Here is a 15,522-nt window from a genome sequence, read left to right on the forward strand (position 1 = left end):
CACGATGCCTCGACGGAACCGGAGTACCGGGTGGACGCCAGAATTATCGGTACCGTGATGCCGGTTCTTGAAGTTTCTCTCATTCCGGGAGAGGGCCTGGTCGCGGAGGCTGGGCAGCTGTCGTGGATGACCGATTCGATTCGGCTGCATACCTCGTCTCGGCTGTCGAGTTCGGGCGGGCTGTTGGGGGCGGTCAAGCGTGCCGCCGCTGGGGCGGGCTGGTACATGACCGAATACACCGCGTCCAAATATCCGGGTCGGGTCGCGTTTGCGGCGAAACTGCCCGGCCAAATCCTGCCCATTGGGCTGGAGCCCGGTATCGAGTACCTGGTGCATCGGCACGGGTTCTTGTGTGGCACCAGCGATGTGCGCGTCACGTTGAGTTTTCAACGCCGCCTCGGCGCCGGCATCTTCGGCGGTGCCGGATTCACCCTGCAGCGTTTGAGCGGCGCCGGGCAAGCGTGGGCCGAGTTGTCCGGCGAAGTTGTGCAATACACCCTGGCGGCCGGTGAAACGCTGCGGGTGCATCCGGGCCACGTCGGAATGTTCGACGCGACGGTCGGATTCGATATCACCCTGTTGCGCGGCATCCGCAACATTCTCTTCGGCGGCGACGGCCTGTTCCTGGCGGCGCTCACCGGTCCCGGACGCGTCTGGCTGCAATCACTGACCATCAGCAACCTCGCCCACGCCCTGACTCCGTATCTCCCACAGCCCAACCCGAACTGACCCGCTGACCTGCATCAGCTTCGGCCGCGCCGAATCGCTTATCGCCGAGCCGGGATTCGACCGGTGGCCGTATACCGCAACGCCCCGGCCTGGGGAGGCCGGGGCGAGGACTACGGGTGAGTGAGGTCGGTCAGTAGAGGTCTTTGGCGAGTACCGGCCAGGATTGCTTGAGGTCGTCTTGCCAGTAGCCCCAGGTGTGGGTGCCGGTGGCCGGGAGGTCGAATGTGGCGGGAATTCCCAACTCGTTCAAGCGGTTTTGGAGGTTGTGTGAGCAGGCGCTCATCGCGGCCTCGATGATGCCACCCATGACGACGTGGTTGGCCACGCTGATCGGGTTGTATTTGTCGTCGCCCATGATGTACGGGTTGCCGGGGGCGTCGTGCTCGCCGGGCAGACCGCCGCCCGCCGAAACCCAGATGTTCGTTCCGCGCAGTTTGTCGGCGTTCAGAACCGGATCGTTCGCCTTCCAGAGCGGATTGTCGGCGGGTCCCCACATATTGTCCGGGTTACCGCCGCCCCACGTTTCGACGGTGGTCTGCACGAACTTCTGGCCGATCGGATCGCTGGTCTGCGCGCAGCCGCTGTAAGCGCCGACATTCTGGAACAGGCCGGGCTTGGTCATCGCCAGCATCAAGACCGATGTCCCGGCCATCGAGTAACCCGCGATCGAGTTCTTGCCGTTGGTGCCGAGTGCCGCATCGATGATCGGTGGCAGCTCCTCGGTGTAGAAGGTCTGCCATTTGTTGACACCGAGTACCGGATCGGGAGCCCGCCAGTCGGCGAAGTAGCTCCACCGGCCACCGAGCAGTTCGACGACGTTGATGTTCTTGTCGCCGAGGAATTCCTTGACGTCGGTCTTCTGCTCCCATGAGGCGTCACCGTCGACGCCGCCGCCGCCCCCGTTGACCAGATACAGCGTCGGGCGCGGGACCGAGTTGTCCGTGGGCAGATCCACCAGGACCGGGAATGTCCGATCCATTGCCGTGGAGTGCACGTCCAGTTGCAGCTTGCGGTCGCCGCGGGTCGTCACCTTCTCGATGTAGGACCCGTCCGGTGCCTTGGCCGCGCTGTTGATCGGCGCGGCCGAGGCCACTGGGGCCACCAGGCTCACGCCCGTGCCGACGACCGTCGCAGCGGCGGCTGCCACTGCGAGAACTCTGAATCGCATACCGCGTCTCTCCTGAAAATCGCATTCGCGCAACATTCGGACCTCTTGGTAATCCACCAAGCTGGCAAATCGTTACAAAGATAGATCGAATCGCACGCCGGATACAGCCGGAAGCCCCCAGTCTCTGGGAAGCGCTGGGTGGTATGGTCGCCGATCTCCGCCGACCGAAGTCTGTCGAACCCCTGCTGGGGCCGCCCGAGGAACGGCACGCCTCAGGGGACATCAACTGGATTCAACGGGATTTGTTGCGTGAAGTCGCATCTTTTCCGGCACGAGATGATCTTGGCTGTCGTCAACGATGGCTCGAGCGGCATTTCGACGCATGCGGACATTCGCTGGGCCGCGCACCATTTGTGCCGAACTTCACTCCCCGGTATCGACGACATGAGCACGGTGGTGGCAACTCGGCACCGGACAACGACCGGGTACGGCGTTTCGCGCACTACGGGCTTGCGACCGGGGACAGGCAGCTGGCCGGTGGATCGATGAACACACAGATCGCTGGGCCGCGGGTGGGGCGGTAACCGGCGGGGAGGCCACCCGTGGCGACGATCTGGGTGTAGGTGCCGACCGCATCGGTCGGGCGGCGGGTGAGGGTCGGGTCGGTACGCACGTCGACGGTGTAGAGGCCGAATCGTGGTGTGTAGCTGCCCCATTCGTAGTTGTCGGTGAGGCTCCAGTAGTTGTAGCCGATGACGTTCATACCGTCGGCCTTGGCGCGCTGGATCCAGTAAACGGTGTCACGAAGGTGATCGCTGCGGGTGTAACCGTCGCCGCGGGGAATGCCGTTTTCGGTGGCCATGCCATTCTCGACGATGAAGAGCGGTTTGCTCGGAAAACGGCGCGAATAATACTGCAGCGCATAGTAGATGCCCTCGGTGCGCACCGGCAGCTCCCAGATGCGCTGTCCGGGCAGCTCCGGCATCGCCGATCCGATGGCCCGGGTGATGGAACTCAGCAGCGGCTGCACCGGATCGTAGGCGAAGTAGTAATCGACGCCCACGTAGTCGAGCCGGTCCGCGATGCGATCGACGAACTCGCCATTGACCTGAGCCTCCGAGCCGGCCACATAGCCGACGTTGCTGGTCACCTGGGCTTCGGGCTGGACCTGGTGGATGTAGTCGTAGATGGCGTTATGGGCCTGTGCGACCCGATCGAGCATCTCGGCCGCGTTGGCCGCGCCCCTGCTGGTCTCGTGCACGATGTAGGCGACCGGCTCGTTCACGGTGACCCACAGCGGATTTCGGGATGCGTAGCGGTCGACGACCGTGCGCATATTGGCCAGCCAATCCTCGACCATGCCCGGGTTGCGCCAGCCGCCACGATCGGCGGCCCAGCCGGGATATACCCAGTGGTCCAGGGTGATCATCGGTCGCATCCCGGCCTGCACGATCTTTGCGATCACCGCGTCATAGAAACGGAATGCGGCGCCATCCCAGGTGCCCGGTGCGGGCTGCACACGAGCCCATTCGATCCCGATCCGGAACACCCGCACACCCAGCGCGGCCGCCAGGTCGATGTCGGAGGCGTACCGGTCGTAGAAGTCGACCGAATCCTGCAGTGCATCGGCACCGGAGTTCGCGATGTATCGCGTCCAGTTACTGTCGGGCGCATGGCCCTCGGACTGGAATCCCGAGGACGCGACGCCCCAGAGGAAATCCGAGTCCAGCGCCGGTAAGGCGGCTTCCGACCGGATCGGCGGGGCCGCCGAGGAGTGCGTGCACAGCAGCAATGTCGACGCCGCGGCCGCGAGCGCGGCGAGAACGGACCGTTGGAACCGAGATCGCATCAGCTCAGGGTAGCTCGATCGCTGGCGGTGATGGACAGATCAGGAATGTTGGGCGGCAAACTGTTTCGTATACCGTCCCGCTCAGCCCTGCCGTACCATTGCGCGGCAGTCGACCTCGACCGGTGCACCACGGTCAGCATGGACCGCGGTGTACGCCGTTCCTCGCGGCACCGGTCTGCTTTCAGACGTCCAATGGCCGCGATTGCGTGGATACACCTCGGTGTCGGATGCCTGGGCCGCAATATCGAGGTAGTCCGATGACGAATTCAGGACTGTCGCAACATGATCCGTTCATCGGTCCGCGGCCGCATCCGGTAGCGCGCCTGTGGATGTCGTCGAGCTGTTCGCGCCGAGATGGATTGCGTACCAGTCGAACTCATGACGCGCTGCAAGACCGCGGCGTGAATGGCCGGCTGAGCCGGGTTGCCGAAGACCATTGGATTTCGGATTCGGATGCCGATCTGGATAAAGGCGACGTGGTCACCGGCACGCCGACCAGCGGTCACGACATAGCAGCATCATGAGCGAGCAGTGGTCTCCGACGACTACACGAGATTCGCGGCACACCAAAGGATTACGGATGCGAGGGCATCGACTGACCGCAGGGCGAACATCCTGGTTCGGTCATATATTCACCGGTGACGATGCGGTTCGGCGCCCTGATTGTCGTACAGTTCGGTGGAGGGGATCGTTGAACGCGGGTCAAGCGGTGGTTACGGAAGTCGATATGGGGAGGCCCCGAATCGAAACATCACAAGCTCATGACGGGCAGGCCAAGGGCGGACAACACGCCGCCACGGCGCCGGGTTCCCTGATCCTGACGGGGACAGTCGTTGGTGTTGGGTTTCTCTTGTGCGTCTACCACGACCGGGCTCCGTTCGTTGGGAACTCGACCGGTCCGGATCGGCTTGTAGTCCTGGTGATCGGCGGGATTCTGCTGGGTGTTTCCCTGCTGGGGTGGGCGATCAAGACGCTGTATCTGCTCGGTCGAGAGCACCGATGGTCTTGGAAAGTCGCCGCAGTGCCGGTGGTTGTGCTCGCGGGCCTGGTGACCGGGTTGATCTTTCGGCCTGCGAGCTTCGGCTCCGCACGTCCGGAAATGGAAGACGTCGCGGTCGAGATGCTGCGCGAGGATGGGCCGAGTACCCGCCAAGCCCTGAGTCTCGGTGGTCTCGACATCAGTCTGGTTCATCGCGAGTCCGATGGGCGCGTCTATTTCTATGACGCCGACGGGTTCGTGGGTTCCACTGTCCGCGGCTGGGTCTTCTCGCCCGGCGACGAGCCGGCAGGGAGTCGCGCACGACGGTTCGAAAAGCTGTCCGAAGATTGGTATGCGTTCGTCTTCGATATCGAGTGAGACCGCCGGTGGCTCGACTCCGCCGTGCGCGCTCGTGAAACGTCACCGCACAGCGACGATCTGTTCGGCCATCACTCGATAGTCGGCAATGGCGGTGCGGCGTTCAGGGCCGAAAGCGATCAGGAATCGAGAAGCGCTGGTTGCCGGCAGAAAATAGTGTTGTTGCCATGAACATCACCACAGACCAGGCCATCGAATCCGTCATCCTCGAGGTGCCCGACACCGTAGTGGCACAGGCCTTCTACACGGCCGCGTTCGGTCTCGGCGACAAGGTGCGCGTGCGCGCCTCGGAGGCGCCGACGACCGGCTTTCGCGGCTTTATCCTGTCGCTCGTGGTGGCGCAACCGAGTACCGTCGACAGCCTCATCGGCACCGCTGTCCAGGCGGGCGCGACGACACTGAAGCCCGCCAAGAAGAGTTTCTGGGGCTATGGCGGCGTCGTCCAGGCTCCGGATGGGGCGATCTGGAAGATCGCGACATCGGCGAAGAAGGACACCGGTCCGGCCACCCGCGAGATCGATGATTTCGTGATCCTGCTCGGGGTCGACAATGTCAAGGCGACCAAGCAGTTCTACGTCGATCGCGGTTTGACCGTCGCGAAGAGCTTCGGCAGCAAGTACGTCGAGTTCGACACTGCGCCGTCCTCGGTGAAGCTCGCGCTCTATGGTCGCCGGGCCGCCGCCAAGGATGCGGGCGTTCCCGCGGAAGGCACCGGATCGCATCGGATCGTCATCGGCGGCAATATCGGGCCCTGCACCGACCTCGACGGGTTCGCGTGGGACGTTCCCTCGGCCTGAGCCGGGTGCGTCTTCACTTGGCGTCCCAGTAGCACTCCACCACCGCTGTCGTGAACGGGAATCGCACCGGTGTCGGTCCGAAGGCGATCCGGCCCGCGTTCTCCGCCGCGGTCGCGATCATTTCGGCGACCATCGAAGCTTCCTCGGTTGGGCAGTGCACGATGACCTCGTCGTGCTGGAAGAAGACCAGTTCGGCGCGGAGCCCGGCGTGCGTCATCGCATGACGCACGCCCGCCAGTAGCAGCAGGGCCCAGTCGGCGGCACTGCCCTGCACCACGAAGTTCCGGGTGAAGCGGCCGCGAGCGCGCGTCGCTGAGGTGGTGCCATACCCGTCCGCCTCGTCGGGCGGTGCGATGGAGGCCGGTGGACAGGTGCGCCCCAGCCACGTGCGCACCAAACGGCCTTCCGCACCGGCGTGCGCAGCGTCGTCGACAAAAGCCACCGCGGCCGGATAACGTCGGCGCAGTTCGGCCATGTGGGCCAGAGCATCGCCGGAGGTCTGGCCGTAAATGGCGCCGAGTAGGGCGATTTTGGCCTGGGCGCGGTCGCCGCCGAAGACACTTTCCGCGAGTGCGGCGTACAGGTCGTCGCCGCGACCGGCCGCCGCCATCAAGCCCGGGTCGCGGGAGACAGCGGCAAGTACTCGCGGTTCCATCTGGTCGGCGTCGGCGACCACCAGACGCCATCCCGGATCCGCGCGTATCGCTTGCCGGATCACCTTGGGAATCTGCAGGGCACCGCCGCCGTTGGTGGTCCAGCGGCCGGAAACCGTGCCGCCGGGCAGGTACTCGGGGCGAAAACGGCCGCCATGCACCCACTGCTCGAGCCAGGACCAGCCATGGGCGGTATACACGCGATACAGCGATTTGTAGGCCAGCAGTGGGGCTACCGCGGGGTGATCGATCCGTTGCAGCTCCCATTTTCGGGTGGAGGACAACGATATCCCGACGCGGGCGAAGGCCCTGATGATGTCGTTGGGCAGGTCCGGCCGGACCCGCACCCCTGCCCCGAAGGCGCGCGACACTTCGTCGGCCAATTCCGCCATCCGGCGCGGCTCCAGCCCGCCAGGAAAGCGTTCACCCAGTAGCTGGTCCAGCAGTTCGCGGTGGACGTCGGCGCGCCAAGGTATCCCGGTTCGGGACATCTCCGCGGCAACCAGCATGCCCGCCGATTCGGCGGCGAGGAGCAGTCGCATTCGGTCCGGATGTTCGGTTTTCGCCGTGCGGGTCAGCTGGCCCGCGTAGACCGCCAGCAGGGCGTCGAACTCGTCCGTGCCGGGTGGCAGTGGTACCGGACCCGATTCGAAGAGCGACGGTTGGGTCTCGGCGGCGCGTGCGGGCGCGTCCTGCGGGACGGTCAGGTTGTGCAGTCGCGCCCACGCTGCCGCCAGCGAGCGGGCCTGGCCCGACTGGCCCTGCTCGTGGCCGATCAGCAGCGCCTCCGCGGCCTGCACGTCGTAGCAGCGCTCGACCTGCACGCCCGCCGCCAGCAACGGTCGGTAGATCTCGGCCGTGGATCGCCACACCCACCGCTCGACCTCGGGGCGGGTGCGCACCGCCTCGGCGAGCGAAGTCTCGCGTAGCACCGGTCCGGCGGGCCGACCGTCCCGATCGAGCGGACACAGACGTGCACCTCCGTCGTCTGTTTCCGCGATCGCCCATCTCACATCCCCGAGTCTTGCAGCGGCATACGACATCCACGTCGAACCCGCGGTGCGTTCCAGGTGGTCCGGGTTGTCGACCAGAATGTCCAGCCGGTCGAACCGGGTGGCGACCTCCTCGGCCGGGGCGTGCGCTCCCTGCGGGTGGACAGGTCGGCGGTGACCGCCACACAGTCGCCGTGCGTGGCCAATTCGTCCGCCGCCGTGGTGATATCCGCGCTCTTGTGGGAGGCGATGGCCACTCGTGCGCCCGCCGTGAGCGGGCCACGCGCGGTCATGCAGCCGCTGCCGCGGGACCTGCCTGTCACCAGTGCGGTCTTTCCCTGGATATCGAACAGTCCTCTGGTCATTCAGTCGAATCAGCGCCCCGACTGTGCCGCCGCTGCGCGGCTGTCGAGCTGTGCCAGTACTAGCGGATGGCGCGGTGCGGTATCCAGGACGATGCTCGATCGGACGTGCAGCTGGTCATCGACATGGAGCAGTTCGCCGGGTGTGAGTGCTCGCCAGTGTGGGTCCTCGTCGGTGCGCTCGCTGGCCACGATGACCGCGGGGAATTCGCGCAGGTGTGCACTGCGCGTTCGGATTCCGGCCCGTCCGGCCTGGTCCAGGTGTCGATTGCCCTGCGAGCCGCCTGCCGCGCGTTCGAGGACGAAGAGATCGTGCGTGTCGGGGTATCGAAGTGCCCACAGGTCCGTAGCCGTGGTGAGCACCAGGTTGAGGGCGTAGACCGGGAGCCGGTCCGCGATCCATCTGACCGCATCGGTGATGCCCGCGGTGACGTCGCCGTCGTGCCGGTCGGTGCGCTGGGTGATCAGGGCGAAGAATCGTTCGGAATCGGTATCGCCATGTACCAGATCGAGGTAGTCACCGAGTTCGGAGTCCAATTCGTCGAGGCCGTGCAGCACACCGTTGTGGGCGAACAGGCGGCCACGTTGTTCGAACGGGTGGGTGTTGCGGGGTTGCAGGCCGCCGGTGGTGGCGTAGCGGATGTGCGCGACGAATGTCATCGATTCGCGTTCGCGCGCCTCCCGGGCGAATTGGACGTCCTCGTACGCGGCGATCGGTTGTTTCTCGACCAGCGGTGCTCCGCTGGCGGTGAAGGTGCCGAGGCCGACGCCGTCGGGTTCGCGTCTACTCTGGATCGACAGACTGTCCGGCGCATCCAGCAACCAGAACGTGGCCCGCACTCGCCGCGGTGCGGCCGATAAACCGAACAAACGACACATGGGACTCCTGCCTGAGCGTTGTCCGCGTGTGATGAGTGTCCTGCGATCGTAGTCCCGGGTCGGCTGATCTCGCCTTCCGGTCCGGAATTCCGGTCCGGCCAGTGGACCAGGGGGTTCAGGGTGCGGTTACTCGATCACCTGGTTTGCTGGCATCGGTCTCGATGCGGGCCACACCACGTGAATAGGTGCCGATCGATTTCATTCCGGCGGGCACCCAGCGCTGCGTCCTGGACCGCGATGATCTCGCCCTGTCCGTTGGCGAGCGTCCGGCCGGTGCTGGATCACCCGAAATCGCGTGCCAGCACAGCCCGAGCGCGCGCATCGGCCAAGAGCAGCCCGGCTTCCCGGCGCAGTCGGCCGAGTTCACGTCGCTGGGTGGAGTCGGCCGTCGTTGCGAGTTCTCGGTCCAGAGAGCCGAGGGCGGATTGCAGCCCGCCTACTGTCTCGACGGTTGCTCCGGTCTCCAGGTTTCTCGCTTCCTTGATGAGCTGGGCCAGTCGACCTTCCAGACTGAGCATTTCGCCTCCCGAGCGCACACAGCTGCCTGTCCGTCGGCCTCGCCGAAGTGGGTTCCGGTCCGAAACCGTTTCTATTGAGCCGTTAAATAACGGTACATCAAACAGTGGAAGACTGGAAGACTGATGTGACGCTGGTGTCGCCCCGAATTCATTGCGCTATTGGACAATAGGGCGGTTGGTGATCACTCCTTCGTTCGATGGGAGCCACGCCGTGCACGATGACCGTCGGTTGATCGAAGACCGTCTCGGGCGGGTCCTGGCAGAGCGGATCATGCCGGCGATCTATCCGGAGTCGGTGCCGCTGCGGGCATCGATCTGGGTCGCGCCGGATGAGCCGGTGCCGGTCGCCGAGGGGTTGGCCGCGCCACGGACACCCATCGAATCCGGTGCCAGGTGGGGCGCGCCGTGGGGGACCAGTTGGCTCACGGTCGAGGGCACGGTGCCTGCCGAGTGGGCGGGTAGAACCGTCGAGGCGATCATCGATCTCGGTTTCGACCGGAATATGACCGGGTTCCAATGTGAGGGTTTGGTTTATCGGTCCGACGGATCGCCGGTGAAGGGTCTGCACCCGCGTAACCAGTGGGTGCGGGTGGCGTCTGCGGCGGTCGGCGGCGAGCAGGTGCGGCTGCACGTGGAGGCGGCTTCGAACCCGATCATCCCCTTCTTTTCGCCGACCGCTCTCGGTGACAGGTCCACCGCTGGCGACGAGCCGCAATACCGGTTGGGCCGAATGGATCTCGCGGTTTTCGACGACGAGGTATGGCAGCTGGTACAGGATTTGGAGGTACTCGGCGAACTCATGCACGAGATGCCGGAGGAATCCGCTCGCCGCTACGACATCGTGCGTGCGATCGAGCGCGCGCTCGACGCCGTCGATCTGCAGAATGTGAACGCAACCGCCGCGGCGGCGCGGGCATGCCTGGTCAATGTGCTGGCCGAACCGGCAGTGCCGTCCGCGCACACGATTTTCGCGGTCGGGCATGCGCACATCGACTCGGCGTGGCTGTGGCCGCTACGCGAGACGGTGCGCAAGGTCGCGCGTACGGCCTCGAATATGACCGCATTGCTGGCCGACGAGCCCGAGTTCGTCTATGCGATGTCCCAAGCCGCGCAGTACGACTTCATCAAGCGGCATCGTCCCGAGGTCTACGAGCGGGTCCGACAGGCGGTGGCGGAAGGGCGGTTCGTGCCCACCGGCGGTATGTGGGTGGAATCGGATACGAATATGCCGGGTTCGGAAGCGATGGCGCGCCAGTTCGTGCACGGTAAGCGGTTCTTTCTCACGGAATTCGGTGTCGAGAACGAAGAGGCGTGGCTGCCCGACACCTTCGGGTTCGCCGCCGGGCTGCCGCAGATCATCAAGGCTGCTGGGTCGAAATGGTTACTGACACAGAAGATTTCGTGGAGTCAGGTCAACACGTTTCCGCACCATACCTTCCTGTGGGAGGGGATCGATGGAACCCGGATCTTCACCCACTTTCCGCCGATCGATACCTACAACTGCTCGATGCACGGGCGTGAGATCGCCCATGCCGCCCGGAATTTCAAGGACAAGGGCCGTGCGTCGATATCACTCGCGCCGACCGGCTGGGGCGACGGTGGTGGTGGCACGACGCGGGAAATGATCGCGAAGGCGGCCAGGATGGCCGACCTCGAGGGTTCGCCGAAAGTGTTGTGGGACTCTCCATCCAGCTTCTTCGCCAGGGCGGAGGCCGAATACGAGAACCCGCCGGTGTGGGTGGGGGAGCTGTATCTGGAGTTGCACCGTGGCACGTTGACAAGTCAGGCGAAGACCAAGCAGGGCAACCGGCGTAGTGAGAACCTGCTGCGTGAGGCCGAGCTGTGGGCCGCGACCGCGGCGGTGCGGAAGAACCTCGAGTACCCGTACGCGGCATTGGACCGGATCTGGAAGACGGTGCTGCTGAACCAGTTTCACGACATTCTGCCCGGCTCGTCGATCGCATGGGTGCACCGGGAGGCGGAGCAGACGTATGCGGCGGTGGCCGCGGAATTGACGGCAATCATCGAGCGGACGCAATGGGTGCTCGGCGGTGAGCGGGTGGGGCCGAATATGTTCAACTCGACGCCGCACACCTGGCGATCGGTTCCGGCCGGTGCGGCGGCCGGGATGGATTCGGTTGGTTCGTGCTCGGTGAGCGAGCGCACGGGTGGCGGATTCGTTCTCGACAACGGTCTGCTTCGGGTCGAAGTGGACGCGCGCGGCCTCGTCGTCTCGCTGTTCGACCTCGTGCATCGGCGCGAGACGCTGCCACCGGGTTCGGCCGCGAATCTGTTGCAGCTGCACCCGGATCTCCCGAATTCTTGGGATGCGTGGGATATCGATCTCTTCTACCGAAACCGGGTCACCGACCTGATCGAAGCGGAATTCGTTGCCGCAGACACAGATTCGAAGGAGGCGGCTGTGGTGCGAGTCGGCCGCTCGTTCGGGTCTTCCAAGGTCGAGCAGACCCTGACATTGCGGGCGGGCGCACGTGGTCTGGAGATCGACACCACCGTCGACTGGTACGAGACCGAGAAGTTCCTCAAACTTGCCTTCCCCCTGGATATCCACGCCGATCGCTATGCATCCGAAACCCAGTTCGGGCACGTCTTCCGGCCGACGCACACCAACACCAGTTGGGAGTACGCGAAGTTCGAAGCCTGCAATCATCGGTTCGTCCACTTCGCCGAGCCCGGCTGGGGTGTGGCGCTGGTCAACGACTCGACCTATGGTCACGACGTCACCCGCACCGTTCGAGCCGATGGCGGTACGACGACGACGCTGCGGTTCTCGCTCCTGCGGGCACCGCGATTTCCGGATCCGGAGACCGACCACGGCACACATCACTTCCGGCACGCATTGGTCCCCGGCGCGTCGATCGGGGATGCGGTGTGCGCGGGCTATCGCATCAACCTCAGCACCCGGCGTCCAGGTGTCGCCGAACCTGTTGAGCCTCTGTTCATTATCGACAATGACGCTGTGGTGGCCAGTGCCGTCAAACTCGCAGACGACGGCAGCGGCGATGTCGTGCTCCGTGTCTACGAGGCCCACGGTGGCCGAGCCTCGGCGTCGGTGACCCCGGGCTTTGGCTTCGCCGGATTCCAGATCTGCGATCTGCTGGAACGACCGGTACGAGACGACACCTCGGCTGCGCCGGAGGACACGGGAGTTCGCGTGCAGCTACGGCCTTTCCAACTAGTCACACTTCGCTTCGCCACCGAATCGACGGCACTCGAATAGATCTCGCGCCTGCACTCCGGTCACCGTCCCACTCGAGGACACCGCCCCCTACCGCATCGGCCACAGCTATGCGACCGACCGGCTCAGCGATGCCGTGGCACACCGGTGGCAGCTCGCCTTCGCCACGGTTATCATCTGACCAGCGTGCGGGGCTGCTATCCGGGATCGGGGTGCGGTGGGGTGAGTGCTCGCGCTCACAGACTTGACGTTCGAATGGTGGAGTTTTCGATGACGATGCCGTCCTCGGCGCGTAGCGGTGGACCTTTCGCTTCTCCGAGCGATACGGATGGGCCGCGGGTGGCGTTGTACACGCCGGAGTTCGCGGCGGATCCGCATCGAGCCTATCGGGATATGCGGGAGCAATACGGCGCATTGGTGCCGGTGGATCTGGCGCCGGGAGTGCCCGCCACATTGGTGGTCGGCTATTACACGGCTTTGCGGATCTTCAATGATCCGGATCGTTTTCCGGCCGATCCACGCACCTGGCAGCAGAGTGTGCCTGCCGACTGCCCGGTGCTGCCGATGATGCAGTGGCGGCCGAATGCCTTGCGCAGTGCCGGTGAGGCGCATGCCAGGTATCGGCAGACCAATGTCGCGGGCCTGGAGCAGGTCGATCAATACGACCTACACAATACTGTGGCCGAACTCGCTGTCCCGCTGATCAATTCGTTCTGCTCCGAGGGTTCGGCGGATCTGGTGCGCCAGTACGCGTTTCCGCTCGCCTTTGCCGTGCTGAACGCCATGCTCGGATGTCCGGCCGATATCGCGCAGCAGGCCGCGACCGGCCTGGCCGCGATCTTCGAGGGCGTCGATTCCGAGAACGGCAACCGGTTGCTCGCCGGGGCGATGCTGGAATTGACCCGGCTCAAGCGCGCCGAGCCCGGCGATGACATCGCCACCCGGATGCTGCGGCACCCGGCGGCGCTGAGCGAAACCGAGATGGTGCACCAGCTGGGCACGCTGTACGGCGCGGGCATCGAACCGCAGCAGAATCTGATCATCAACACCCTGCTGCTGATCCTCACCGACGAGCGGTTCGGCGGCAGCGTACTCGGTGGGAGCCTGTCGACCAGGGACGCGCTCGACGAGGTGTTGTTCAACAATCCGCCGATGGCGAACTTCTGCCTCACATTTCCGCGCCTGCCGGTCCTGATCGACGGTGTCTGGCTACCCGCCCACCAGCCGGTCGTCATCAGCATCGCCGCCTGCAATACCGATCCCGCGATCATCGCCAATCAATACGCGGGCAATCGCTCCCATCTGGCCTGGGGCGCCGGACCACACGTCTGCCCGGCGAATTCGATGGCCTATCTGATCGCGCAGGAAGCCATCGACCAACTACTCGACGCACTGCCGGAAACCCGCCTCGCCGTGCCGCCCGGTGAGCTGATCTGGCGGCCGGGACCGTTCCACCGGGCACTCACCGCACTTCCGATCACCTTCCCGAAATCCCCGCCACTGTTGTCCGGAATGTGAAGTCCAGCCGCAGTTCACGCAGGTTGTGGTAGGGCCGCCGTGAGGGACGGTGATGAGTCGCCTGACAGCGAGGCTCCCGCCCAATGCACCCGCTTCGTACCGCGGCCCATGCAGCCGCGCTGACCAGTGCAAGTCGCTGTCCGAGTGATCTGGATCTGCGTCGAGTTCGGAATCAGCACGGTTGCAGTGAATTTCGAGTTCGACGCCGATCCGGCCGAGCATATTCCATCTCAGCCTCATCGGTGTCTATACCGGAGCGCATTCCAATTGAGGCGGGTCCGTAATACCGGGCGCGCGCGTTCTCGCAAGCTTCTCGATTCGGGTAGGGGCCGGGATCGAAACCTTGTGCCGACCCGGACGCGATATTCCGATGATCGGACGCACGCTCGACGATGCCGAGCCTTCTGGCCACGGCTTCGAAGGAATGCGCCGCAACCCGGCGTAGTCCAAGAACTTCCGCACCTGCGCCCGCACGCCGGTCCGGGCCGACCCACTTACTCCATTCGTTCTGCTCGAATTCGAAAATCCGGACCGAGTTGTTCGGCATTCCTCACGCCGATGCCTCCGCCTTCCTCTTGGCTGCCTGTTCGCTGTCAGTGCCTCATCACCGTTCGACGCGTGTGCTTGGTCGGAGCATCCCCGCGTCGATCAAGGTCCAGACGGCTTCATGCTTTGCGCCGCATGAGTCGGCGTCGCAGTCGATGCGCGCACGGAATACGCGGCGCGCTTCATCGACGCTGTACGGATGGTTCGGTGCACGGTGGCAACGGTCGCGAGCGATGCGAGCGAGTATTTCCGTACTGGGACGTTCACCATCGACATGCACCGGGCGGTCGACAAGATACGGCAGTACGTAGAAGACCACGATGCCCAACGTCACAACCCCTGCGACTGTGGCGCATACGAGTCCAGTCGTCGACATGGCTATTCGACCTCCGTGTCGTCGATCGAGATCGGCTCGTCGGTGATCACGGCGTGCTCGTCGAACGGGTGGCGGTCATCCAATGCGAATGTGAAGGTGAACGGCTGTCCGACGTACCGTGATTGTCGACAGGTGCCCATGATCCGTCGTCGTGCTGCAACCAGCCCGCCGGGCGGTCGGTTCTGGCGTTGGTGTTGCGCAGCGCGAGAACGATTGCGTGGCTTGCGCACTCGATATCGGCGGTGCAGTAGCGGCATATGCCGGTGTCCGGCTCGGCGTCCTCATAGGTGCAGCGGGGGCAGAGCTTCGCTTTCGGCTCACTGAGCGCCATGACGCGCTCGGGTCGTTCACCGATGCCGGAGGACTCAACACCCCGGCTCTGGGATGATTCTTCGGGTTCGGCCTGGTTGACCCACCGATTGCCCGCAACCACGAACAGCTCGATCACTTCGGCGCTGGGCGGTTGCCACCACGCTCGGACCTCGGGCCGTGGTGGGCCGACGAACGGAACTCGTTGCGGAAGGTCGCTCGTAGTCACGGTCTGAGTGAGCGTCTGAGAACTCTGGTTTCGGGTGCGTGACGCTCGAGATTTGAGCGAACTCCTGGTAGAGCAGTGATTGCTGAGGTCAATTGCTGTAC

General features: G+C 64.6%; 13 protein-coding genes. 5 read left to right on the plus strand and 8 right to left on the minus strand.

Going from position 1 to position 15,522, the window contains the following annotated elements; all coding sequences use genetic code 11:
• The first annotated feature begins 30 nt into the window (after positions 1-30).
• Entirely contained in the window at positions 31-729 is a 699-nt protein-coding gene (locus tag AB0J29_RS17595; RefSeq protein WP_364786554.1) for an AIM24 family protein, read from the plus strand.
• A 130-nt stretch (positions 730-859) separates the two neighbouring features.
• On the opposite strand, the gene AB0J29_RS17600 is transcribed toward AB0J29_RS17595, so the two are convergent.
• Together AB0J29_RS17600 and AB0J29_RS17605 are read right to left on the minus strand one after the other, a co-directional pair.
• Positions 860-1,876, minus strand: coding sequence for an alpha/beta hydrolase family protein (locus AB0J29_RS17600; protein WP_364786557.1), 1,017 nt, complete (start codon positions 1,874-1,876; stop codon positions 860-862).
• 463 nt (positions 1,877-2,339) lie between these two features.
• Positions 2,340-3,686 carry a family 1 glycosylhydrolase gene (locus AB0J29_RS17605; protein WP_364786560.1) on the minus strand — a complete coding sequence of 449 codons (1,347 nt, stop codon included), beginning with the start codon at positions 3,684-3,686 and terminating at the stop codon, positions 2,340-2,342.
• A 727-nt stretch (positions 3,687-4,413) separates the two neighbouring features.
• Here AB0J29_RS17605 and AB0J29_RS17610 point away from each other — a divergent pair.
• Positions 4,414-5,043, plus strand: coding sequence for a hypothetical protein (locus AB0J29_RS17610; RefSeq protein WP_364786563.1), 630 nt, complete (start codon positions 4,414-4,416; stop codon positions 5,041-5,043).
• A gap of 167 nt (positions 5,044-5,210) precedes the next feature.
• Positions 5,211-5,840: a glyoxalase gene (locus AB0J29_RS17615; protein ID WP_364786566.1), complete on the plus strand. Its 630-nt coding sequence runs from the start codon at positions 5,211-5,213 to the stop codon at positions 5,838-5,840.
• Positions 5,841-5,853: 13 nt separating this feature from the next.
• On the opposite strand, the gene AB0J29_RS17620 is transcribed toward AB0J29_RS17615, so the two are convergent.
• The 4 genes from AB0J29_RS17620 to AB0J29_RS17635 all read right to left on the minus strand — a co-directional run bounded on the left by AB0J29_RS17620 (position 5,854) and on the right by AB0J29_RS17635 (position 9,244).
• The gene (locus AB0J29_RS17620) at positions 5,854-7,506 is read right to left on the minus strand and encodes a bifunctional 3'-5' exonuclease/DNA polymerase (RefSeq protein WP_364786569.1); all 1,653 of its coding nucleotides are present in this window, start codon (positions 7,504-7,506) and stop codon (positions 5,854-5,856) included.
• The gene (locus AB0J29_RS17625) at positions 7,503-7,850 is read right to left on the minus strand and encodes an SDR family NAD(P)-dependent oxidoreductase (RefSeq protein WP_364786572.1); all 348 of its coding nucleotides are present in this window, start codon (positions 7,848-7,850) and stop codon (positions 7,503-7,505) included. Before AB0J29_RS17625 ends, AB0J29_RS17620 begins: the two co-directional genes overlap by 4 nt.
• Positions 7,851-7,859: 9 nt before the next feature.
• Complete coding sequence (locus AB0J29_RS17630) at positions 7,860-8,726, minus strand: class II glutamine amidotransferase (protein ID WP_364786575.1); 867 nt, start codon at positions 8,724-8,726, stop codon at positions 7,860-7,862.
• A gap of 281 nt (positions 8,727-9,007) precedes the next feature.
• Entirely contained in the window at positions 9,008-9,244 is a 237-nt protein-coding gene (locus AB0J29_RS17635; protein ID WP_364786578.1) for a hypothetical protein, read from the minus strand.
• Positions 9,245-9,455: 211 nt separating this feature from the next.
• On the opposite strand from AB0J29_RS17635, the gene AB0J29_RS17640 reads away from it, so the two are divergent.
• Positions 9,456-12,485, plus strand: coding sequence for a glycoside hydrolase family 38 C-terminal domain-containing protein (locus AB0J29_RS17640; protein WP_364786581.1), 3,030 nt, complete (start codon positions 9,456-9,458; stop codon positions 12,483-12,485).
• Positions 12,486-12,713: 228 nt separating this feature from the next.
• Positions 12,714-13,961, plus strand: coding sequence for a cytochrome P450 (locus AB0J29_RS17645; RefSeq protein ID WP_364786584.1), 1,248 nt, complete (start codon positions 12,714-12,716; stop codon positions 13,959-13,961).
• Positions 13,962-14,565: 604 nt separating this feature from the next.
• On the opposite strand, the gene AB0J29_RS17650 is transcribed toward AB0J29_RS17645, so the two are convergent.
• Both AB0J29_RS17650 and AB0J29_RS17655 read right to left on the minus strand, forming a co-directional pair.
• The gene (locus AB0J29_RS17650) at positions 14,566-14,835 is read right to left on the minus strand and encodes a hypothetical protein (RefSeq protein WP_364786587.1); all 270 of its coding nucleotides are present in this window, start codon (positions 14,833-14,835) and stop codon (positions 14,566-14,568) included.
• A 94-nt stretch (positions 14,836-14,929) separates the two neighbouring features.
• Positions 14,930-15,421 (minus strand): hypothetical protein, encoded by a 492-nt coding sequence (locus AB0J29_RS17655; RefSeq protein WP_364786590.1) that lies wholly within the window; start codon positions 15,419-15,421, stop codon positions 14,930-14,932.
• Between the last annotated feature and the right edge of the window lie 101 nt (positions 15,422-15,522).

The sequence above is a fragment of the Nocardia sp. NPDC049707 genome, from assembly GCF_040674855.1.
In the GTDB taxonomy this organism is placed as follows: domain Bacteria; phylum Actinomycetota; class Actinomycetes; order Mycobacteriales; family Mycobacteriaceae; genus Nocardia.

What these genes read in the sequence shown, in the direction of transcription:
- AB0J29_RS17605 (WP_364786560.1), bottom strand. Translation starts at nt 3,686, where the DNA reads ATGCGATCTCGGTTCCAACGGTCCGTTCTCGCCGCGCTCGCGGCCGCG.
- AB0J29_RS17610 (WP_364786563.1), top strand. Translation starts at nt 4,414, where the DNA reads ATGGGGAGGCCCCGAATCGAAACATCACAAGCTCATGACGGGCAGGCC.
- AB0J29_RS17615 (WP_364786566.1), top strand. Translation starts at nt 5,211, where the DNA reads ATGAACATCACCACAGACCAGGCCATCGAATCCGTCATCCTCGAGGTG.
- AB0J29_RS17625 (WP_364786572.1), bottom strand. Translation starts at nt 7,850, where the DNA reads ATGACCAGAGGACTGTTCGATATCCAGGGAAAGACCGCACTGGTGACA.
- AB0J29_RS17630 (WP_364786575.1), bottom strand. Translation starts at nt 8,726, where the DNA reads ATGTGTCGTTTGTTCGGTTTATCGGCCGCACCGCGGCGAGTGCGGGCC.
- AB0J29_RS17635 (WP_364786578.1), bottom strand. Translation starts at nt 9,244, where the DNA reads ATGCTCAGTCTGGAAGGTCGACTGGCCCAGCTCATCAAGGAAGCGAGA.
- AB0J29_RS17645 (WP_364786584.1), top strand. Translation starts at nt 12,714, where the DNA reads ATGACGATGCCGTCCTCGGCGCGTAGCGGTGGACCTTTCGCTTCTCCG.